At 57.8% G+C, this 18,270-nt stretch carries 14 protein-coding genes; 12 read left to right on the top strand and 2 right to left on the bottom strand.

The genetic code is table 11. The features are described 5' to 3' along the window. Positions 1-46 precede the first annotated feature (46 nt). Both K5E40_RS16855 and pgm read left to right on the top strand, forming a co-directional pair. Positions 47-1,447 (top strand): PLP-dependent aminotransferase family protein, encoded by a 1,401-nt coding sequence (locus tag K5E40_RS16855; RefSeq protein WP_221731805.1) that lies wholly within the window; start codon positions 47-49, stop codon positions 1,445-1,447. Positions 1,448-1,551: 104 nt separating this feature from the next. After that, the gene (gene pgm, locus K5E40_RS16850) at positions 1,552-3,198 is read left to right on the top strand and encodes a phosphoglucomutase (alpha-D-glucose-1,6-bisphosphate-dependent) (RefSeq protein ID WP_221731804.1); all 1,647 of its coding nucleotides are present in this window, start codon (positions 1,552-1,554) and stop codon (positions 3,196-3,198) included. Positions 3,199-3,272: 74 nt separating this feature from the next. On the opposite strand, the gene K5E40_RS16845 is transcribed toward pgm, so the two are convergent. After that, the gene (locus K5E40_RS16845) at positions 3,273-3,968 is read right to left on the bottom strand and encodes a pirin family protein (protein WP_221731803.1); all 696 of its coding nucleotides are present in this window, start codon (positions 3,966-3,968) and stop codon (positions 3,273-3,275) included. Between the two features lie 280 nt (positions 3,969-4,248). Here K5E40_RS16845 and K5E40_RS16840 point away from each other — a divergent pair, with 280 nt between their 5' ends. Continuing rightward, the gene (locus K5E40_RS16840; RefSeq protein WP_221731802.1) at positions 4,249-6,723 is read left to right on the top strand and encodes a UvrD-helicase domain-containing protein; all 2,475 of its coding nucleotides are present in this window, start codon (positions 4,249-4,251) and stop codon (positions 6,721-6,723) included. Between the two features lie 60 nt (positions 6,724-6,783). Here K5E40_RS16840 and K5E40_RS16835 read toward each other — a convergent pair whose 3' ends face one another. After that, positions 6,784-7,056, bottom strand: coding sequence for a DUF1652 domain-containing protein (locus K5E40_RS16835; RefSeq protein ID WP_221731822.1), 273 nt, complete (start codon positions 7,054-7,056; stop codon positions 6,784-6,786). Positions 7,057-7,319: 263 nt separating this feature from the next. Here K5E40_RS16835 and K5E40_RS16830 point away from each other — a divergent pair, with 263 nt between their 5' ends. The 9 genes from K5E40_RS16830 to K5E40_RS16790 all read left to right on the top strand — a co-directional run bounded on the left by K5E40_RS16830 (position 7,320) and on the right by K5E40_RS16790 (position 18,221). Continuing rightward, complete coding sequence (locus K5E40_RS16830; RefSeq protein WP_221731801.1) at positions 7,320-8,135, top strand: AraC family transcriptional regulator; 816 nt, start codon at positions 7,320-7,322, stop codon at positions 8,133-8,135. 52 nt (positions 8,136-8,187) lie between these two features. After that, a complete protein-coding gene (locus tag K5E40_RS16825) occupies positions 8,188-9,594 on the top strand; it encodes an FAD-binding oxidoreductase (RefSeq protein ID WP_221731800.1) in 1,407 nt (468 codons plus the stop codon). A gap of 30 nt (positions 9,595-9,624) precedes the next feature. After that, complete coding sequence (locus K5E40_RS16820; protein ID WP_221731799.1) at positions 9,625-9,969, top strand: cupin domain-containing protein; 345 nt, start codon at positions 9,625-9,627, stop codon at positions 9,967-9,969. Positions 9,970-10,024: 55 nt separating this feature from the next. Further along, entirely contained in the window at positions 10,025-11,110 is a 1,086-nt protein-coding gene (locus K5E40_RS16815) for a polyamine ABC transporter substrate-binding protein (protein WP_221731798.1), read from the top strand. A gap of 460 nt (positions 11,111-11,570) precedes the next feature. Continuing rightward, positions 11,571-13,037, top strand: a complete 1,467-nt coding sequence (locus K5E40_RS16810; RefSeq protein ID WP_221731797.1) for a serralysin family metalloprotease — start codon at positions 11,571-11,573, stop codon at positions 13,035-13,037. A gap of 93 nt (positions 13,038-13,130) precedes the next feature. After that, the gene (locus tag K5E40_RS16805; RefSeq protein WP_221731821.1) at positions 13,131-13,553 is read left to right on the top strand and encodes an AprI/Inh family metalloprotease inhibitor; all 423 of its coding nucleotides are present in this window, start codon (positions 13,131-13,133) and stop codon (positions 13,551-13,553) included. A 179-nt stretch (positions 13,554-13,732) separates the two neighbouring features. Further along, entirely contained in the window at positions 13,733-15,511 is a 1,779-nt protein-coding gene (locus tag K5E40_RS16800; protein ID WP_221731796.1) for a type I secretion system permease/ATPase, read from the top strand. Then, a complete protein-coding gene (locus K5E40_RS16795; RefSeq protein ID WP_221731795.1) occupies positions 15,508-16,857 on the top strand; it encodes an HlyD family type I secretion periplasmic adaptor subunit in 1,350 nt (449 codons plus the stop codon). Before K5E40_RS16800 ends, K5E40_RS16795 begins: the two co-directional genes overlap by 4 nt. Before the next feature lie 2 nt (positions 16,858-16,859). Then, the gene (locus K5E40_RS16790; RefSeq protein ID WP_221731794.1) at positions 16,860-18,221 is read left to right on the top strand and encodes a TolC family outer membrane protein; all 1,362 of its coding nucleotides are present in this window, start codon (positions 16,860-16,862) and stop codon (positions 18,219-18,221) included. Positions 18,222-18,270: the final 49 nt, after the last annotated feature.

Raw genomic sequence — 18,270 nt, 5'->3', positions numbered from 1 at the left:
TGATCCATTTGCCAAAAGGTGAATCAAAGCCCATGAAGGCGTGCTCGTGAAAGCAACGCGGGAAAACGACTTCGTTTATCAGGCGGTTTATCGTTATCTGACGCAACTGATCGACGAAGCGGGAAGTAGTTCGGCGGTGCGCTTACCTTCACTGCGCCAACTGGCTGATCGGCTGAATGTGTCTATCTCGACCGTCCAGTACGCCTATTCGCTACTGGAAAAGGAAGGGCGAGTCTATTCGATAGCCAAGTCCGGTTATTACGCGCAAGCGTTACCCACCATGGATTTGCCCGGTAGCGGCAGGGATATGCTGGAAACTGTCTACGTCAACACCAAGCGTCCGGGAATGCGCGTGTTGAGCGACGACGATCCGGCATCACTGCAATCGCTGGACAGTCCGTTATTGATGCTCGAACGTGAACTGCTACGCCAGTATCCACGCCAGCCGCAATGGTTGGTGCAACCCAGCGGTGAACTGGAATTGCGCACGGTACTGGCCGCACGATACACCTCCTCAACGGTTAATTGCTGGCATGCGGATGATGTCTATATCGGCGCCGATCTTCGTGGGGTGCTGGAGATACTCATTTCGGTACTTGAGTTGCGCGGGGCCACCGTGGTGGTCGAATCGCCCTGTGATTGGGTGATCTTGCGTCTCCTGGAGGCCGCCGACGTGCGCGTCATCGAGTTGCCACTGCTGGACGGGGGAGTGATTGATCCACAACGACTGGAGTCGTTGCTCAAGAAAGAGTCGGTGCGGCTGATCCTTTTGTCTTCGGTATTGAGTATGCCTCAGGGGAGCCTGCTGTCTCAGGCCAATCGACAGGCCATTGCGTATCTGCTGGGGTGCCATGGCACCTGGGTACTTGAAAACGACTGCTACAGCGAGTTTGACGAGCGAATAGACTCCCAGCGCCTGCGAGACTGGCTGGATCCCGATCGCTTGCTGGTGTTTTCCTCGTTCGAAAAATTCATCGGTGCAGAGGCACCGTTCGGTTTTGTCCTTTCGCATCATTGGCGCAGTGAGTTACAGCGCCATTTCCTGCTGCGCGCGTTCCGATTGTCACCAATACGCCAAAAGGCCATCGCCAGACTGTTGGGGGGTGGTCGGATGGATCAGCACCTGGCTGTACTGCGGCGGATGCTCAAGGAGCGCCGTACGCAATTGATCCAACTATTGCGCGAGCGCCTGGGCGACGCGCTGCAGATTGCAGAACCGCAGGGCGGGGCGACTGTGTGGGTCCGTTCGTTACGGCCGGTCGATATGGGGAACGTGTTCCACCGTTTGCTCAAGCAACAGATCATTATTGCGCCGGGGGAGCTGTTCAGTCTGCAGGGTTTGCATGCGCACCATCTGCGTTTGAGCCCGCTGGGTCTTGGCGATCACGATCTGGTCAGTGTCGTCGGGCTATTGGGCGACGCATTGCGTCTGGCGCCCGACGAATAACGTTAAAAAACATCGCAAGTGTGCCGGATAGATCCCATCGCGCTGCGGTCAAACTGCCAGTAAACTGCGCTCTATTCCTGAACCACCTATTCCAGAGGTTTTGCATGACTCTCAGTCCTTTTGCGGGCAAACCGGCACCGGCAGAATTGTTGGTCGATATCCCGCGACTGGTGACGGCTTATTACACCGGCCAGCCTGACGCTTCCATTTCCACGCAACGCGTGGCGTTTGGCACCTCTGGTCATCGGGGCAGTTCCTTCGATTTGAGTTTCAATGAATGGCATGTTCTGGCCATCAGTCAGGCGATCTGCCTTTACCGCGAGGCTCAAGGGATTACCGGTCCGCTGTTTGTCGGCATCGATACTCACGCACTCTCGACCCCGGCCGGTGCCAGCGCGCTGGAAGTGCTGGCGGCCAATGGTGTGACGGTGATGATCGCCGAAGGTGATGAATACACGCCGACGCCTGCCATCTCCCACGCCATTCTCTGCTACAACCGTGGCCGCACCTCGGGCCTGGCCGACGGCATCGTCATTACGCCATCGCACAACCCGCCACAGAGCGGTGGCTACAAATACAACCCAACCAACGGCGGCCCGGCCGACACCCACATCACCAAGTGGATCGAAGCCAAGGCTAACGAGCTGCTGGTCAATAAACTGGCTGGCGTTAAACGGATCAGCTACGAGCAGGCGCTCAAGGCCAGCACCACTCACCGTCACGACTACGTAAACAGCTACGTTGCCGATCTGATCAACGTGATCGATTTCGATGCAATTCGTGATGCCAAGCTGCATCTGGGCGTCGATCCGTTGGGCGGAGCAGGGGTGCGCTATTGGTCGGCCATCGCCGAGCACTATCGTCTGGACCTGGAGGTGGTGAACAAGGAAGTCGATCCGACGTTCCGTTTCATGACCGTTGACTGGGACGGCCAGATTCGCATGGACCCATCGTCCAGCTACGCGATGCAGGGATTGATTGGCCTCAAAGATCGTTTCGACGTGGCGTTTGCCTGCGACCCTGATCACGATCGCCATGGCATCGTGACGCCGTCCGGTGGTTTGCTCGCGCCGAACAATTATCTGGCGGTGTCCATCGATTACCTGTTCCAGAACCGTCCGCAGTGGCGAGCCGATGCCGCCGTGGGTAAAACCGTGGTCAGCAGTGGTCTGATCGATCGCGTCGCCAAGCGCCTGGGTCGACGTCTGTACGAGGTGCCGGTCGGTTTCAAATGGTTCGCTGAGGGGCTGTTCGATGGTTCGTTGGGGTTTGGTGGCGAGGAGAGCGCCGGCGCATCGTTCCTGCGCAAGGACGGTGGCGTTTGGAGCACCGACAAGGACGGCCTGATCCCGGCATTGCTTGCCGCGGAAATGACTGCTCGCAACGGTCGTGATCCAAGTCAGGCTTACCACGCGCTAACCGCCGAACTGGGTGAACCGTTCTCTGTGCGCGTTGACGCCAAGGCCAATCCCGAACAGAAAGCCTTGCTGAGCAAGCTGTCGCCTGCGCAGGTCACTTCGACCGAGTTGGCCGGCGAGAAGATCCAGAACATCCTCAGCCACGCGCCAGGCAACGACCAAGCCATTGGCGGTCTGAAAGTCATGACCGAAAACGGCTGGTTCGCAGCGCGTCCGTCGGGCACTGAAGACATTTACAAAATCTACGCCGAAAGCTTCATTAGCGACGATCACCTCAAGCAACTGGTGGCCGAAGCGCAGGCGTTGGTTGATGGTGCTATTTCCAGCCAGTAGGGCTCGATAAACGCGAAGCCTAAAAAAGGGGCAGCCGTCATGGCTGCCCCTTTTTTTGTTTTTGAATCAAGCAATCAAGCCAAATCCACCAATACGATTTCACTGTCTTCGATCGCCGTAACCGTCAGCACCTGCTCCAGTGCAATCGCTACACCGTCTCGAGCTTGTGCACGCAAGCCGTTGACTTCAATCACACCAGTGGCTGGAACCAGGTAAGCCCGGCGCCCTTCATCAAGGCGATACTCGGCGGTTTCTCCTGCCTTGATATTGGCGGCGACCAAGCGGGCATCGGCGCGAATGCGCAGGCTCTGGTCGTCACCATCCTTGCCGCTTGCCAGGGTCACGAAGCCTTCGCGCTGCCCTTTCGGGAACGGTTTTGCACCCCACGACGGCGGAGCGCCGGTTTCGGTCGGCAGAATCCAGATCTGGAAGATTTTGGTGTCCTTTGCCTCCAGGTTGTACTCACTGTGCGCGATGCCGGTGCCGGCGCTCATCACTTGCACATCGCCCGCTTCGGTACGGCCCTTGTTGCCCAGATTGTCCTGGTGGGTAATCGCACCTTCACGCACATAGGTGATGATTTCCATGTCTCGGTGCGGGTGTTGCGGGAAACCGGTGCCCGCGGCAATCACGTCGTCGTTCCAAACCCGCAAATTGCCCCAGTTCATGCGCTGTGGATCGTAGTATTCGGCGAACGAAAAATGGTGATGGGCATCCAGCCAGCCATGATCGGCGCCGCCCAGCGAGCTGAAAGGTCTGAGTTCAAGCATGATCGTCTCCTCAAAAAAGGTTCGTCACGGGGCGCGATGTCCGCACCCGGCACAAGACCGGTGGTTTATAGCGGCGATCATCTATTAGGGAAGCATCGATAAAAAGCGTAAAAAATGCGGCATAAGTATCGAATAATTTGATGAAAGACCACGTCGAAACCGTCTCCTGTCACCTTCAATTCATCTCCTAAACCAATGACCTGTAAGCATTTCGCTAGAACTCAACGGCAAATACAGACACCATAGCCGTCAACAGCCTTACCCACTGGAGCCCTTTCGCGTGGCGCAACACACCCCCGATCTTCCTCCCGAACTTCGTCCATTGGCCGAGATGCCTTGGTTCAAACGTCTTGCCGCGCGTTTCTTCGGCCATGGATTGACCCGTCTGCGCGCCCAGCACCGGGCATCCTGGTTGCACGGCCAGGCTGACGGTTTTCGCAGTGGTCACACCGCAGGCGTGGAGTACGGCTATAAAGAGGGCAAGCTCGAGGGGCTGGAAGAAGGTCGGCAGGTCTTGTTGATTCGCGACAGTCGCAGCACCGAGCATCGCCCGCCGGGTGTCGATAATCACTTGTTCGACGACTGGCGCCTGCCGTTGACCGCCGAGCTGAAGAAACGCATGAAGGCTGACGTCGCGCGTCTGCTGCCCGAGCACGCCCAGCCGAGTGCTGCGCAGTGGAAGATGATTTTCAGCGATACGCCTTCGACCTCTGTGGTTGCCGGAGCCGGCGCGGGCAAGTCAACCACGCTGGTGCTGCGTATTGTGTTGCTGACTCATTATCTGGGTTTTGAGCTCGATTCGATGACCGTGGTGACGTTCACTCGCGAATCGCGCAAGGACTTCATCAACAAATTGATCGAAATTTTTTCGATGTGGGGTCAGGCCTTGGGCCTGAAGCAGGCGCGGGAGTTGGTGCGAACCTTTCACTCGCGAATCCTGCCGATGGTGCGCAGCCTGCCGGGTTTCGAGCGTTTGCAGGCATTCGAGAACCTTAGCCATCGGGCTCCGGGCGCTGACGAGGAGGTCGACAGCAATCCGTTCGACCTGCGCATCAACGACGCCCAGCGCCAACAACTCAATGCCTGCTACCACCGCTTGGTCACCCAGGACGAGCGATTCCGTCAGCTAATCCAGCCGATGGCCAAGGCAGGCATGCAGCTCAAGGAGCTGGAGCGCGATCACCCGGATGTACAAAAGCGCATGGCCGTCACCGAACTGGCGGCCAAGCGGGATGAAGAGCTCTGTGATGCCATCGAAGATTTGTGGTTTCGCGCTGGCGCCTGGCCGATCAAGGGGGTCGAACCGAATCGCCAGACCTTTGAGATCAACGGTTCGACATTCCATTGCCATGGCTATATCCCCAGCCTTGATGCGTGGGTGGTTCTGGGTTTCGACCCACGGGAAGATGCGCAACTCAGCCGGCCAAACGCTAAGCTTTCCGTACGGGCAGAGTGGGCGGTAAAACGCACTCTGTTTCAAGCTTTCTGTCGTAAGCCATTGATATGGATCGATAGTTACGAGTCATCAAAGCGTGTTCTGGCCACTCTGGCTGGCGATGCCAGCGCCGGCCCGGGCTTTGACTACAAGGTCAAAGGCGAACTGGCCTCCGCGCCATTGCTCGATTGCTTTGTTACGGCGGCAGGCTTTATCGAGAACCTGGGGCTGGATGTGCCAGACGCTGTCGCTCGCATGAGTTTTGCCAAGGATGATCCGGACCGGTTTTTCTTCGAGGCGCTAAGCCTGTTCTGGCGCGCATTCGAAGACCATCTGCTCGATCAAAAGCCACCGATCATGACCTACAACCGTATGTTTGCGCTGTTCAGCGAGCGCTCACCGGAAAACCTCAAACTACTCGGCGATGAGTTACTGCGGCCGATGTCGCACCTGATGATCGATGAATTTCAGGACGTTTCGCCGCAGATCGTTTCGTGGATTCGCGCCAGCCTCGGCGAAATCCGCAGTCGAGGTCCGGCCATGCATGTCGGACGCGGTGCGCAGCGTTCGTCGCTGCTGTGTGTGGGCGATGATTGGCAGTCGATCTACGGCTGGCGCGGTAGTTCGCCGAGTTACTTCATGGCGTTCAACAAGGAGTTCCCGTCGCCGAGCACCACCCGGGTCATGCTCAGCGACAACTATCGCAGTCATCAACACATTATCGACGCGGCTGAACACATCGTTCGTGCCGCCCCGGCCATTCCCGGGAAGAAGGCCAAGGCCAGCGGTGAGCCCAAGGCACTGCAGCCGGTCAACGTGCTGGAACGCGACGATCAGGCCTTGGGTCAGCGCCTCGCCGAACACTATCGTCAGGGGCATTCGATCTTGATGCTTTATCGAAAAAGTAGCGATAAGTCATTGATTGAAGAGCATATTCGTTCAGTAGTTAATGTTGATTCGAGTTTGCCGTACGAGGCGCGGCGCTTGAAACAACTGACGTATCACAGCGCCAAAGGCTTGCAGGCCGATGCGGTGTTTTTGCTGGGCGACTGTCAGCACTTGACCAGTTCGCCCTACAAGAATCAGGTCTACCGCATGGCTGGATTGGGCAAAAGCGGCGATAACGAGCCTTACGACAGCGCGCAGAAAGACGAAATCCTGCGCCTGGCGTACGTCGGCATCACCCGAGCGGTGAGTCATTGCTACTGGTATGTCGAACCGCAGGAAGCGCAAGCAGTGAACATGCCCCGGGCGTCCGACCGGATCGCCAAGGGCAAGCCGTTCTTCGTTGATCACCGTGCAGCAAGGCAAACAGCCTGAAAGCATCGGCAAAAAAAACAGCCCGTAAAAATACGGGCTTTTTTGTTTTAAATCATAAGCTTAAGCGTAACTCCTAAAAGACTCTGGAGGAATGAAAGCTTCCAGCTCATCCTCCACAGCCTCGATAATTCGCTCGACATCCGCCGCATTCATCACCGTGGCACAAGGAATGCCGGCGATGGCGATCATGGTTTCGCCGCTGGCACGATCAAACAGACGGGCGATCATGCTGCCCGGCGCATCCATCGTTGCCTCGAAACCCATGGGATGAAAATGCCAGCGCATCAGCTGGCATGCATTGGGGAACGTGACTTTGCTTGAACTTGTATTCATGTGTTGCCCGCCTTCTTCATCGAGCGCTTCCTTTTGCTCATGTGAGGTGGGAAGAGCCTTCATTGGCTCAACCAGTGACTGACATTAAAAGTAGCATCCTGATGTGAAACTACTGTGAGATTTTTCAGTTCATTTTGCGATTGCTTCGCATTTTTTGATGTAAGTCATGGCCTACGCAATCGTCGCCAAAATGCCACTATGGATTAATCATTGATGCGCGTGGCGATCTTGGGCAAGCTCGAATCTTTTTCGCCGAGTCTAATATGCACGCCGACGATGACGGCCCAGAACAGACCCAGGCCACGGCCAACACGGTCATGCGTTACCACTTGAGTTGGAAGCGCCGCGACCTGGACAGTGTCATGGCGCTGTACCACCCAGAGATCCAATACAACGATTTCTTCCAGAACCGCGTGCTCGGCCTCGAAGACTTGCGTGAGTACGTGCGGGTCAGCATGCCCCGAGAGTCCGACGAAGCCCTCGAGCATTGCGACCGCATTCGCGTCGATGGCAACACGGCGTTCATTCAATACGAAGTGACCCTGCGCGGCGGCGACGGCTTGGTGTCGTTCCGCTCCAGCGAGGCCATTACGGTCAAGGACGGGCTGATCTGGCGCGTCAACGAATACGCTTCACTCGTGCGTGCGCAGGCCAGCAACAAGGCCGCGCCGAATCAGCGGCCAGCCGCCAGTCGGCTGGGCCTCTCGCCGCGCCAGCTGAGTTTTATGGCCGAAGACCTGCAGCAGTACTTCGAGCGACAGCAGCCATACCTTGATCCACAACTCGACCTGCAGCGTGTGGCGAAGGAGTGCGGGTACAGCCGCAATCAGATGTCTTATTTGCTCAATCAAGTGCTAGGCCAAAGCTTCTATAGGTACGTCAATCAGGCGCGACTACAGCATTTGCTCAAGTCTCTGGATGATGCTGCCCCACCTCTGCGCATTGACGACATGGCGTTCGCCTCCGGATTCAATTCGATATCGGCGTTTTATAGCTGTTTCCGCCAGCACACCGGTCAGTCACCCAAGGCTTACGCCAAACAAATTTCTTTGCGGGCACGCGCGCAAGACATCGGCTGAGCAAGCGCACTAGGATCGACGCCATCGAAGGTTTTCAGTGGCGGAGTCTTGCATGCCGGCGTGGCGCACTATCAGTTTGTGGATGGATCAACGCGATGAGTCGCTGACCGCGCGGCCGGAGCTGACACAGGACCTTGATGTCGACGTGGCGATCATCGGCGCCGGTTACACCGGGCTGTGGACGGCGTACTACCTGAAGAAGCTCGCCCCCGAACTCGACATCGCAATCGTCGAGGCGCAAACCGCCGGTTTTGGTGCCTCTGGTCGTAACGGTGGCTGGCTGATGGGTAATTTGCTGGGTGAGGATCGCTTGCTCGCCGGGCTGTCACCGCAGCAGCGTCGCGCTTCGTTTGATCTGCTGCACGCGATCCCCGACGAGGTTGAAGTTGTCATCGAACGTGAAGGCATTGACTGCGATTATCGTAAAGGCGGTGTGTTGTATTGCGCTGCACGTTATCCAGAGCAGGAAGCGTCTCTGCGTGAGTACCTGGCCAAGCTGCACGCACAAGGCCTGACCGACGACGATTACCGCTGGCTCAGCCCCGAGCAACTGGCGCAGCAGATCCGCGTCGCCAAACCTTATGGCGGCATTTACGCGCCGCACGTAGCGACCCTCCACCCGGCCAAACTGGTTCGGGGTCTGGCGCGCACCGTGGAAAACATGGGCGTGAAAATCTTCGAAAAAAGCCCGGTCACGCATTGGCAGTCAGGCAGCTTGCGCACCGCCAAGGCGAGCGTGCGCAGCCGCTGGATCGTGCCGGCGGTCGAAGGTTATTCGGTGACGTTGCCGCCCTTGGGTCGCTATCAGTTGCCGGTGCAGAGCCTGATCGTCGCCACCGAACCTTTGTCCGCTGCCACTTGGGACGAAATCGGCCTCAATCGCGGCCAGGCCTTCAGCGAGTTCAGCCGCCAAGTCACCTACGGCCAGCGCAGCGCCGATAACCGCTTGGTTTTCGGCGCCCGCGGCGGCTATCAGTTCGCCGGCAAGCTGCGCCACAACTTCGACCTGACCCGTGATGAAGTCGAACTGCGCCGTTATCTGTTCGGCGAGCTGTTCCCACAACTGAAAAACGTGCAGATCACCCACGCGTGGGGCGGCAATCTCGGCATGTCCCGGCACTTCAAGCCGCACATGCTTTGCGATCGGGCTAACGGTATCGCGCTGTCCGGCGGCTATGGCGGGGAGGGCGTCGGTGCCAGCCACCTCGGCGGTCGCACCCTGGCGGATCTGATTCTGGAGCGCGACAGCGAACTCACTAAACAGCCGTGGGTGTTGCCCGATGGCGGGATTCACGCGCTGCGCGCCTGGGAGCCAGAGCCATGCCGCTGGCTGGGCTACAACGCGATCATCAAGAGTTTCGTCCACGAAGACCAGACCCTGGCCAACCCGGCGACGGCGCCCTGGCGGCGCAAACTTGCCAGCCAAGTGGCGGGCTTCATGGAAGGTTTCATGCACTAAACGTTGTTTATTCACAAGACAGGTAACGCCATGAGCATCACCCAGTTTAAAAACACCGCTTCGCTGAAGCTGGACGAATCCAGCCCGGTGGCCGTGCCCCTCGGCGAGCCGATCGCCACCGCTTCGACCACCAGCGTCGAACGCGACGATGGCGTTGAAACCGGCGTCTGGGAATGTACACCCGGCCGGTGGCGCCGGCAGATCACCGCTCAGGAGTTCTGCCATTTCATCTCCGGCCGCTGCACGTTCACCCCGGACGACGGTGGCGAAACCCTGCACATACAAGGTGGCGACGCACTGATGTTGCCGGCCAACACGCTCGGTATCTGGGATATCCAGGAAACCGTGCGCAAGAGCTATGTGCTGATTTTCTGATTGTTTGATCCTTTGATTGCCTGCCAACAACAATAGCCTCTACAGGAATCGACTCATGATCCAGAAAACCCTCGCCCTGGCGCCGCTGTTGCTGGTCGCCTCCATCAGTCATGCCGCCGAAACGGTCAAGGTTTACAACTGGTCCGATTACATTGCGCCGGACACCATCAGGAATTTCGAGAAAGAGACAGGCGTTGGCGTCACCTATGACGTCTACGACAGCAACGAAACCCTCGACGGCAAGTTGATGACCGGACAATCCGGTTACGACGTGGTGTTTCCTTCCAACCACTTCATGGCCCGGCAAATTCAGGGCGGCGCGCTAAAGAAGCTCGACAAGAGCCAGTTGCCAAACTGGAAGAACCTCAACCCGGTGCTGCTCAAAGCCTTGCAGACCAACGACCCGGGTAACGAGCACGGCTTCCCGTATCTGTGGGGTAGCACCGGCATCGGCTACAACGTTGCCAAGGTCAAAGCGGTGCTGGGTAACAATGCACCGGTGGATTCCTGGGACCTGATCTTCAAACCGCAGTACATGGAAAAGCTGCAAAAGTGCGGCGTGGCGATACTCGACAACGGCCCGGAGCTGCTGCCGGCGGCGCTCAATTACCTGGGCCTGCCGCCCCACAGCAAAAATCCCGAGGATTACAAGAAGGCCGAAGCTTTGCTGATGAAAGTTCGGCCCTACGTCAGTTACTTTCATTCCTCCAAGTACACCAGTGACTTGGCTAATGGCGACATTTGCGTAGCGGTTGGCTTCTCCGGCGACATTCTGCAAGCACAAAACCGTGCCAAGGAAGCGAAGAACGGCATCGATATCGGTTATGCGATTCCCAGGGAAGGCGCCGCCATCTGGTTCGACATGGTCGCCATGCCGGTCGATGCGCCCGACGAGAAGGCCGGTTACGCGTTCATGAATTACCTGCTGCGTCCGGACGTGATGGCCGGCATCAGTAATTACGTGCACTACGCCAACGGCAACGAGCAGGCCGACAGCCTGATCGATCCGGCGATCAAGAACGACACCAAGGTCTATCCGAGTCCGGAGATGATGGGGAAATTGTTTGCGCTTGAGGCTATGCCGCTGAACATCGACCGGATTCGTACGCGGGTGTGGAACAAGATCCGTACCGGTAGCTGATCCAGCAACAACCGTGGGAGCGGATTTGCTCGCGAAGGCGTCGTGTCAGGCAATGCGTTGGCTTACTGCCCCATCGCTTTCGCGAGCAAAGCCGCTGCCACATTTGTTATTCATTATCTGTTTATTGATTGATAGCAATACACTGGCATCGCACTAATAAAGTGCATGAAAATGCGACGTGCCTAACAAAATGCAACTTACCTTTATTTAATATTTAAATAGAAAATCGTCAGACAATTAGGCTAAACCCAGCCGTTTCGAACATTCTTTTATCGCCGTGCGCATTGTTTACGGGAGTTTTCCGGAACAGTTCAATTTGATCTCAAAAAAAGGCTTTACGTTAGATTTCAAATTGTGTCAGGTTTCTTACGCCTTCATTGGGCGAGTGATAGGACGATCTCGCCAGAGATTGTCGCTATCGGACAAAAACTGTTCCATTGCTAAACAAGGAAGTGTGTTTATGTCGAAAGTTAAAGCTAATGCTATTGATACCGCCGAACAGGCTTTCCAGTTGTTCGCTGCGCCACAACCGCTGGCCGCAGCCAGTTCGGCGTATAACCAGATCAATAGCTTCAGCCATCAATATGATCGTGGCGGCAACCTCACGGTCAATGGCAAACCCTCCTTCTCCGTCGACCAGGCCGCCACTCAGTTGCTGCGCGACGGTGCTGCCTACCAGGACAAGGATGGCAGCGGCAAGATCGAACTCACCTACACGTTCCTGACATCGGCATCGTCCAGCACGATGTACAAACACGGGATCAGCGGGTTCAGCAAGTTCAGTGCTCAACAGCAAACCCAGGCCAAGCTCGCCATGCAATCCTGGGCCGATGTGGCCAATGTCACCTTCACTGAGAAAGCCTCGGGCGGCGACGGCCACATGACCTTCGGTAACTACAGTGGGGGCCAGGATGGCGCTGCGGCGTTCGCTTATCTGCCAGGCACCGGCGCCGGTTATGACGGCACGTCGTGGTACCTGATCAACAGTGGCTACACGCAAAACAAGACGCCGGATCTGAACAACTACGGTCGCCAGACCCTGACGCACGAAATCGGCCATACCCTGGGCCTGGCTCACCCTGGCGACTACAACGCCGGCAATGGCAACCCAACCTACAATGACGCGACCTACGGGCAAGACACCCGCGGCTACAGCGTCATGAGTTACTGGAGCGAGAGCAATACCAGCCAGAACTTCAGCAAGGGCGGGGTAGAAGCCTATTCCTCCGGGCCGTTGATGGACGATATCGCTGCTATCCAGAAGCTCTATGGCGCCAACATGAATACCCGTACCGGTGACACCACCTACGGCGCCAACTCCAACTCCGGTCGCGATTTCCTCAGCGCTTCGTCGTCGAGCGACAAGCTGGTGTTCTCGGTATGGGATGCGGGCGGCAAGGACACCTTTGACTTCTCGGGTTTCACCCAGAACCAGAAGATCAACCTCAATGAGGCTTCGTTCTCCGACGTTGGCGGCCTGGTGGGCAACGTGTCCATCGCCAAAGGTGTCACCATCGAGAACGCCATCGGGGGTTCGGGCAACGACCTGCTGATCGGTAACAATGCGGCGAACGAGCTCAAAGGGGGCGCCGGCAACGACATCCTCTACGGGGCTGGTGGCGCCGACAAGCTGTGGGGCGGTGCAGGTTCGGACACCTTTGTGTTTGCGGCCAGCTCTGATTCCAGGCCGGGTGCAATCGATCAGATCCTCGATTTCGTCAGTGGTCTGGACAAAATCGACCTGACCGGTATCACCGGTGGCTCGGGCCTGCACTTCGTCAACTACTTCACCGGTTCGGCGGGTGATGCAGTGCTGACTTCGTCGGGTGGCAACAGCCTGTTGTCGGTGGACTTCTCCGGGCACGGCGTGGCGGACTTCCAGGTCAGCACCGTTGGCCAGGCAGCTTTCAGCGACATCGTGGCGTGATGTGAACCAAGAGAGCGGCGCTTGATGCGCCGCTTTCTTCGCTTGCATCGTCTAGGCTGGTACGCAAGGCTACACGCCGGAGTGAAATTTCCTATGGGTCGAAAGGTTTTTACCTACATAACGGTGGCGTGGCTGGTGGCGACGCTGATGATGATTTCAGGAGAAGCAAGCATGGCAAGCAGCCTCAGACTCGAAGACCCCTCGCAATTGTCCGGCGAATGGCAGGCGACGCTGATCGCTCGCAATGACGCTCCAGACGCGCAAAAGCTTCAGGACAAGCCATCGAATACTTGCGTCATCGACCTGCAATCGAACCAGACCGTTGGCAAGGGTGCCGACTGTTTGGCTGCCTGGATTGAAGACACGCCCATGGGCTGGTTCCCCGAGCCGGACGGTATCTCGATTACCGGCAAGGAAGGCTCAAGAATCGTGTTTTTCAGCCGACAACGTGAAGGGCTCTATTCAAGTCATTTGAAGTCGGGGCTGATCATCACTGTTGAACGCGTAGTGCAATAAGCGTCGAGACGGCCAGTTGGATATAAGGTGATGCTTAATCGTTATAGGTCAGCCGACGTGAAAGCCGAAGTTGTTATTGAATTGTAATGGGCACTTGCAAGTTGTCTTGCGCCGGCAAACAGAAGACTAATTCAAACCTCGCCAAAGTGTGGCGAGATCAAACATTTCAGGAATAATCAATGAAGATGGCGAAGGCCCCAGCCACCGCGCCTTTATTCAAGGCATTGGGCGACTACAAAAGTATTCTGATCAGTGTCGGTTGCTTTACTGCGCTGATTAACGTGCTGATGCTGGTGCCCTCTATCTATATGCTCCAGGTCTATGACCGGGTGCTGTCGTCGCAGAACGAAACCACCCTGGCGATGCTGTCGCTGATGGTTGTTGGTTTCTTCGCCTTCATCGGCCTGCTGGAAGTGGTGCGCAGCTTTATCGTGATCCGCATTGGCAGCCAACTGGAGCGCCGATTCAATTTGCGGGTTTATCAGGCGGCGTTCGAACGCAACCTGTTCAAGGGCGAGGGCAACGCAGGCCAATCGCTGGGCGACTTGACCCACATTCGCCAATTCGTTACCGGGCCTGCGCTGTTCGCGTTTTTCGACGCGCCGTGGTTCCCGGTGTATCTGTTCGTGATTTACCTGTTCAACGTCTGGCTCGGCGTGCTCGCCACAGCGGGTGCGTTGTTGCTGATCGCCTTGGCGTGCCTCAACGAATACATGACGAAAAAGCCGTTGGGCGACGCCGCCGGTTTTTCGCAAAAATCCAGCCAGCTAGCCACCAGCCACCTGCACAACGCCGAAACCATTCAGGCGATGGGTATGCTCGGTTCACTGCGCAAGCGTTGGTTCCAGGTACATTCGCGCTTCCTCGGCTTGCAGAACCAGGCCAGCGACACCGGTGCGGTGATCAGCTCGCTGAGTAAAACCCTGCGCCTGTGCCTGCAATCGCTGGTGCTGGGTCTTGGTGCATTGCTGGTGATCAAGGGCGACATGACCGCCGGGATGATGATTGCCGGCTCGATTCTGATGGGCCGCGTTCTGAGCCCGATCGACCAGTTGATCGCGGTGTGGAAACAGTGGAGCGGGGCGAAGCTGGCTTACCGGCGTCTCGACGCGCTGCTGCAAGCCTTCCCGCCGAGCGATGACGCGATGGCCCTGCCGGCACCGAAAGGCCAGATCACCTTCGAGCAAGTCAGCGCCGGCCCGCCGGGGCAACGCACTGCGACCTTGCACATGGTCAATTTCAGTCTGGGGGCCGGCGAAGTGCTCGGCGTGCTGGGGGCTTCCGGTTCCGGCAAATCGACGCTGGCCCGGCTGCTGGTCGGTGTCTGGCCGACTCTGGGTGGCACTGTGCGCTTGGATGGCGCGGATATTCATCGCTGGAATCGCGACCAACTCGGCCCGTACATCGGCTATCTGCCGCAAGACATCGAACTGTTCAGCGGCAGCATCGCCGAGAACATTGCGCGTTTCAGTGACGCTGATCCGCAGAAAGTCGTGGCCGCTGCACAACAGGCCGGCGTCCACGAAATGATCCTGCGTCTGCCGCAAGGCTACGACACGCAACTGGGTGAGGACGGCAGCGGCTTGTCCGGTGGTCAGAAGCAGCGAGTGGCATTGGCGCGCGCCATGTATGGCACGCCAAGCCTGGTGGTGCTGGATGAACCCAACTCCAACCTCGACACCGTTGGCGAAGCGGCATTGGCCGGTGCCATTGCACAACTCAAGGCGCAAGGCACCACGGTGGTGCTGGTGACGCATCGTTCTTCGGTGCTGGCCCAGGCTGACAAGTTGCTGGTGCTCAACGAAGGCCGCCTGCAAGCCTTCGGCCCAAGCCAGGACGTGCTCAAGGCGCTGTCTGGCGCGGCCAATGAACAACAACGCGAGAAACCTGCGCAAGCACCGGGCGGGCTCAACATGAGTCGGCAGTACCAGCCCTCGACAAGGAATTCGGGTGTATGAGCAGTGCCAGCATGAACACAGAAAACGAAGCGAACATGGAACACGCCTACATCACCGAGCGCCCGGAGCGCGATGCGAAATTCTTCGCGCGCATGGGCTGGATTCTGGCGATTGTCGGTGCCGGCAGTTTCTTCACATGGGCCGCGTTGGCGCCGCTCGATCAAGGCATTCCGGTGCAGGGCACTGTGGTGGTCTCAGGCAAACGCAAAGCGGTGCAGTCGATGAGCAGCGGTGTGGTCAGCCGCATTCTGGTGCGCGAAGGCGAGATCGTGAAGCAAGGCCAGCCGCTGTTTCGTCTCGATCAGACGCAAGTCGCCGCTGACGTGCAATCGCTGCAAGCCCAGTACCGCATGGCGTGGGCGAGCCTGGCGCGCTGGCAGGCCGAGCGCGACAACCTCAAGCAAGTGATCTTTCCGGCTGAACTGAGCAATGACCCGGACCCGCGCCTGGCGTTGGTGCTGGAGGGGCAGCGCCAACTGTTCAGCAGCCGTCGCGAAGCGTTTTCCCGCGAGCAAGCCGGATTGCGCGCCAGCATTGAAGGGGCGACCTCGCAACTGGCCGGCATGCGCCGTGCACGCACCGATCTGAATGCACAGGCCAATTCCCTGCAACAACAACTCAGTAACCTGCAGCCGCTGGCGGACAACGGTTACATCCCGCGCAACCGCTTGATGGAGTACCAGCGCCAACTCTCGCAAGTGCAACAGCAACTGGCGGAAAACACCGGCGAAAGCGGTCGTGTGGAGCAGGGTATTCTCGAATCGCGCCTCAAGCTGCAACAGCACAGCGAGGAGTATCAGAAGGAAGTCCGCACGCAACTGGCCGAGGCGCAACTCAAAAGCGTGACCCTGTCCGAGCAATTGATCTCCGCCGGTTTCGACTTGCAACACAGCGAAATTCTTGCCACCGCCGATGGCGTGGCGGTCAATCTTGGCGTGCACACCGAAGGCGCTGTGGTGCGGCAGGGCGAAACGCTGCTGGAGATCGTCCCGCAAGGCACGACGCTGGAAGTGGAAGGGCATTTGCCGATCAACCTGATCGACAAGGTCGGCCCTCATTTGCCGGTGGACATCCTGTTTACCGCGTTCAACCAGAGTAAAACCCCGCGGGTGCCGGGTGAGGTCAGCCTGATTTCCGCCGACCAGATGGTCGATGAGAAAACCGGTGTGCCGTATTACGTGCTGCGCAGCAGTGTCAGCGATCAGGCCATGGAAAAACTCAACGGTCTGGTGATCAAGCCCGGCATGCCGGCAGAAATGTTCGTGCGCACGGGCGAGCGCTCACTCCTCAACTATCTGTTCAAACCGCTGCTCGACCGGGCCGGCTCCGCGTTGACCGAGGAATAAGGATGTTCGGCTGTATGAATAAGCTTTCCATGCTGACGGCCGCGTTTGCGCTGCTGGCGGGCAACAGTGCACTGGCGGCGATGGGGCCGTTCGAGGTTTACGAGCAGGCGCTGCGCAATGATCCAGTGTTCCTGGGGGCGATCAAGGAGCGCGACGCGGGCCTTGAGAACCGCGCCATTGGTCGCGCCGGGCTGTTGCCCAAAATCGGTTACAACTACAACAAGGGCCACAATACCTCGAAGGTCACGCAAATTAATGAGCGCGGCAACTATACCGAGAACCGCAACTACAACAGTTACGGCTCGAGCCTGACGCTGCAACAGCCGTTGCTGGATTACGAAGCGTATGCGGCCTATCGCAAAGGTGTTGCGCAGGCGCTGTTTGCCGACGCGAATTTTCGCGGCAGGAGCCAGGAACTGCTGGTGCGGGTGTTGGATAACTACACCAAAGCCTTGTTTGCTCAGGATCAGATCGACATTGCTCAGGCCAAGAAGAAGGCCTATGAGCAGCAATTCCAGCAAAACGAGCACATGTTCAAGCAGGGCGAGGGCACGCGCACCGACATTCTTGAAGCCGAGTCGCGCTATGAACTGGCGACCGCCGAAGAAATCGAAGCGCACAACGAGCAGGACGCCGCGTTGCGTGAGTTGGGGGCGCTGGTGGGTGTGCCGGCTGTGGACATCAGCGATCTGGCGCCGCTGGATCAGAGTTTCCAGACCTTTGCACTGCAACCCGCCAATTACGACACTTGGCACGAACTGGCAATCAGCAACAATCCGAACCTGGCCTCGCAACGTCAGGCAGTCGAAGTGGCACGCTATGAAGTGGAACGTAATCGCGCCGGGCATCTGCCCAAGGTCAGCGCGTACGCGACGGTGCGCCAGAACGAATCGGAAAGCGGCAACACTTACAACCAGCGCTATGACACCAACACCATTGGTTTTGAAGTGAGCGTGCCTTTGTACGCGGGTGGTGGTGTGTCGGCCTCGACACGTCAGGCCAGCCGTACCATGGAACAGGCCGAATACGAACTGGACGGCAAGACCCGTGAGACGCTGATTGAACTGCGCCGTCAGTTCAATGCCTGCCTGTCCGGGGTGAATAAATTGCGTGCTTATCAAAAGGCGCTGACGTCGGCCGAAGCGCTGGTGTTGTCGACCAAGCAGAGCATCCTCGGCGGCGAACGCACCAATCTGGATGCGTTGAATGCTGAGCAACAACTGTTTACCACCCGCCGCGATCTGGCGCAGGCGCGGTACGACTATTTGATGGCCTGGACCAAATTGCATTACTACGCCGGCACCTTGAGCGAGCAGGATCTGGCTCGGGTGGATGAGGCGTTTGTTGTTGCTCATCAGCCCTGATCCTAAGCCTCTGGGAAGCGCTGAGTGAGGGCTCTAAGCAACACCGCAG

The organism is Pseudomonas baetica (assembly GCF_019733355.1).
GTDB classification, from domain to species: domain Bacteria; phylum Pseudomonadota; class Gammaproteobacteria; order Pseudomonadales; family Pseudomonadaceae; genus Aquipseudomonas; species Aquipseudomonas baetica_A.
Note: the sequence above shows the minus strand (reverse complement) of the source record. Positions and strands in the feature narration are given on the sequence as shown.